Raw genomic sequence first — 4,008 nt, forward strand, 5'->3', positions numbered from 1 at the left:
GGGGTGAGACCGCTGAGCCTTGTGGGCTATCGCGACCGCGGGCGAGCAGGCTGCCGTCCGGCCGTTGAAGCGGAGCTTTGAGCCACCGCTCCACACACAGCAGGATCCACCGCTGGTCGGTGTGGTGCGCCACCGCCTTGAGTACGAGATCATGATCGAGGTTGTCGAAGAAGCCCCGGATGTCCAGATCGATCACCCAGTCGCTGTTCCAACACCGCTCCCGGCACGCCGCGACCGCATCCAGTGCACTGCGGCGGGGCCGATAGCCGTGGGAGTCTGGGTGGAACACAGGCTCCACCAGCGGCTCCAGCACCATGGCCACCACCGTCTGTGCGATTCTGTCCGCGACCGTGGGCACGCCGAGGATCCTGACCCCGCGTCCTACCGGCTTGTCGATCTCCACCATCCGTACCGGCGGCGGGAAATAACAGCCCGACGACATGCGATTCCACAGCTTGTAAAGGTTGCCCTTCAGGTCAGCCTCGAACTGCTCGATCGACTCGCCGTCGACGCCCGCCGCGCCCTTGTCTTGACCCTCAAGTACGCCTCGAACACCAGGTGTTTCGGAATTTCGAACGACTTCGATCCACTCGTCTGGTTCATCCCGGGCACTCCGGTTGGCCACCAAGCAGACCCGGACGACCCGTCCCCTTAGCTCCGCCCGCGTTACCGGGCTTCACCGCTACTACGAGACGGTCCGTCCCCGTGCCCCGCATCGGTACTCGGCCCCTCGCGGCATTGTCCGCTTGGGGGTTCTCCCTCTCGCCGCCATCCCATCAGGGCGCCGGCAATATCGGGGCGACAGGTTCCCACGTTCCGTGCAAGAGCCCAGGTTAGGCTCGCGCCGCCTCCATGCCGGACGCCGTCCGGGCAGTCAGCAGGCTCCCCCGGACTTGTCCCGGAGCCCAGATCATGCCCCGGTTTCGACGCCACTGAGCAAGATTACGACACGTCATCAGCGGTTCGCTCGCGCTCGCCTTAATGGCCCACACCTGACGCGATCACTGCCGCGCCTTTTCCCGCCACGCTCACCACCCCGGCATTGATCGGCGCAGCTTGCGGTGGTTTGGAGCCTCCCCCTGCAGGGCGACCCCGGAGGACCTACCTCCATCTCCTGCACAGCACCGCTTCCAGAAGCAGCTACATCAACGCCTCCTTCAGCGCTCGTGGCACACGATCTGCGATTTCTCGTCCACTGCGAACACTGCCGCGTTCGCCGGCGGTGCCAGGTAGAGCCCGACCACGTCACGGATTTTGTCGATCAGCAACGGGTCCGGCGAGATCTTGAAGGTCTCAGTGCGCCACGGCTGGAGGCCGAAGGCACGCCAGATCCGCTGCCCGCTCGTAGGCGAGATCCCCACCCGCTTTGCCAGTTCCCGCTTCGACCAGTGAGTCGCTCCCTCGGGTGTCTCTTCCAGGGTGCGCACCACCACTTCCTCCACCTGGGCGTCGGTGATGGTGCGCGGCACCCCGGGACGCGGCTCGTCGTTCAGGCCGTCGAGCCGGTCACGCAAGAACCTGTTCCGCCACCGAGCCACCGTGCCCCGGTCGGTGTCCAGGCGCGCCACCACCGCGGTAGCTCAGCCCGTCGGCGCAGGCCAGCACGATCCGTGCCCGCTTCGCCAGGCCCTGCGCGGTGGTCCGCCGCCTGGCCCAGCCCCGCAACGTCAGCTGCTCGGCTTCGGATAAGACCAACGGCTCTCCAGCTGCTGTCCCCCATGCCACCAACAGACCGCAAACCACCAGACCTGTCAGCAACAAGCCCATGATCTGAAACTGGCGAAACAAGCCCTCAAGACCGGCTCACTAGGTCGTCCACTGACTCAGCGCTCCTCCTGACGGCCCGGCGCGATCATGCCTCGCTGTGCGCAGGCTTCCTCACCGGGTAGTCCCGCCCCGACCGGAGCTGCGTTTCTCTCCGGTTGAGGCAGCTGCTCACTGCCGCCTGCAACCGTCTCAGGACGGTCGTGGGGCTCGCCTGTCCTTGCGTTGTGCCAGTTCCTCCTCGTCGACGAGGACGAGCATGGGCTTGCCGGGCTCGCACATCATCGTGACAAGGAACCGACTGGGCACGTCTGTGCGGTTGTTGCCATCCTGGTAGTGGATGACATCGCCTCCCGGCTCCCAGAATGCCTCCCCGGCCCGGATCACCCGCTCGGGCTCTCCCTCCAGCTCGAACAGCATCTCGCCCTCAAGCACATAGCCGAAGGCTGGTCCGAAGTGGCGGTGCGGAGGTGTGCCGGGGTCTCCAGGAGGGAATTCGACGAGCACCGTCATGGCGTGTGCTCCCTCCGGAACGGAGGGGGGTTTCGCCTCCTGGATCACAGTGACTGCGGTCTTCCAGGCCTCGGATCGCTGCTTCCGGTCTCCTGAGGGAGTTGCCACCGGTTCGTTGTTCGGCATCACGCCACCTCCGGTCTCGGCGCCTGTACCGGAGCCGATCAGCCGCACCACAGATGACACCCATCAGTCTGTGTGGCCTGGAGTCGCCTCGTCACGTGGATCTGGCACCGGTTACCGCCGTCCGTACCCTAGGGTCGACGGCGCGGGCAGAACTCATTGGAAAGACTACTCCGTCTCCGTACGGACCACCCATCGCTGCGCCGCAGGACGCCTGGCCCCTGCGACGCCAAGTCCACACGTGATCGGCACCATCGCGGTGATCGCCCTGCACGGCCCTTGCCGGGGTACGGTGGTCGCAGGCGCTACGTTTCGGTCTGCGGGCACCGGGGGAATCTGCGGGCACCCGGAGATGCCGACACGGGTCGGCATGGCACAACAGAGCCGAACCGACCCCACCGGCGGCCGCGCCCGCCCTCACAGAAGCCGACTCTTCGTACTCAGTAATGCATCCGCGTGAACGGGACGGACTCCTTCCACGGACGCTCTCGGAAACCCGAACAACTCGGCGAAAGGCGCGTCATGAAGTTCACAATCCTGGGTGGAAGCGGCCTGATCGGCTCACAGGTGGTCGAACGGCTGACAGCGGCCGGCCACGACACGGTACCCGCTTCGCTTTCCACCGGAGTCGACGTGATCAGCGGCAAGGGCCTGGAGCAGGTCCTCGAGGGCGCCGACGTGCTGGTCAACCTGACGAACTCCCCGGTGTTCGACGAATCTTCCATCGACTTCTTCGAAACGTCGATGAGCAACGTCAGGGCGGCAGCGGAGGCGGCCGACGTCCGCCACTATGTGATTCTCTCGATCGTCGGCGTGGACCAGGTGCCCCAGCTCGACTACTACCGGGCCAAGGCCCTCCAGGAGAACCTCCTCGAGGGCGGGCCGACGCCTTACACGATCGTGCGTGCCACGCAGTTCTTCGAGTTCGTCCAAGCCTTCATGTCCTGGACGACCGAAGGCGACACTGTCCGTCTGCCGTCCACCCCCCTGCAGCCGATGGCCAGCGCCGATGTCGCCGCGGCGGTCGTGAGGGCCGCCTCCGACACCCCGTTGCAGGGGATCCGCAACATCGCGGGCCCCGAAGTGTTCACTCTCGACGAGCTGGCCCGGATCACTCTGGCAGCACGCCCCGACGGCCGCCATGTGGTCACCGACGACCAGGCGGGCATGTTCGCTGTGGTCACCGGAGGCGTGCTGATCGCACCGGAGGACGCCGACCTCGCCCCCACGCGCTACAGGGACTGGCTCCAGCAGCAGCCACAGCCGGACGCAGGGCGACAGCCCTGAGTAGAGGGTCGGGGACTGGCACGGTGGCAAATAACGACGCTGCAGGCTTCACTTCATGAACCGTTCCGGGTTCGATAGAGGCTCGATCATTTGAGAGGATCGAGTCATGGCACGTCCTTCCCCCTATCCCCTTGAGCTGCGCAAACGAGCTGTCCGCATGGTCGCCGAGTGCGGCCGGAGTACGACACCGAGTGGGCCGCAATGAAGGCGGTCGCGGCCAAGCTGGGCATCGGGACGACCGAGACGCTGCGCAAGTGGGTCCGTCAGGACCAGATCGACCACGGGGCTCGGCCGGGGACGACGACGGATGAGTGATCACTA

3 protein-coding genes and 2 pseudogenes are annotated in these 4,008 nt (G+C 65.9%); 2 read left to right on the forward strand and 3 right to left on the reverse strand.

Annotated features, from left to right (window positions below):
- The 3 genes and pseudogenes from AB0M62_RS34670 to AB0M62_RS34680 form a co-directional block, all read right to left on the reverse strand.
- The coding region (locus AB0M62_RS34670) for a reverse transcriptase domain-containing protein (protein ID WP_366078310.1) at window positions 1–625 on the reverse strand (625 nt) is incomplete at its 3' end.
- Window positions 626–1,175: 550 nt separating this feature from the next.
- A pseudogene (locus AB0M62_RS34675) lies at window positions 1,176–1,695 on the reverse strand (IS630 family transposase); the annotation flags it as partial.
- Window positions 1,696–1,956: 261 nt separating this feature from the next.
- The gene (locus AB0M62_RS34680) at window positions 1,957–2,403 is read right to left on the reverse strand and encodes a cupin domain-containing protein (protein WP_366078311.1); all 447 of its coding nucleotides are present in this window, start codon (window positions 2,401–2,403) and stop codon (window positions 1,957–1,959) included.
- Window positions 2,404–2,922: 519 nt separating this feature from the next.
- Between AB0M62_RS34680 and AB0M62_RS34685 the strand changes: the two genes are divergently transcribed.
- Both AB0M62_RS34685 and AB0M62_RS34690 read left to right on the forward strand, forming a co-directional pair.
- Window positions 2,923–3,687, forward strand: a complete 765-nt coding sequence (locus tag AB0M62_RS34685) for an SDR family oxidoreductase (protein ID WP_366078312.1) — start codon at window positions 2,923–2,925, stop codon at window positions 3,685–3,687.
- Between the two features lie 106 nt (window positions 3,688–3,793).
- A pseudogene (locus AB0M62_RS34690) lies at window positions 3,794–3,999 on the forward strand (transposase); the annotation flags it as partial.
- Between the last annotated feature and the right edge of the window lie 9 nt (window positions 4,000–4,008).

The sequence above is a fragment of the Streptomyces sp. NPDC051219 genome, assembly GCF_040682335.1.
Classification (GTDB): domain Bacteria; phylum Actinomycetota; class Actinomycetes; order Streptomycetales; family Streptomycetaceae; genus Streptomyces.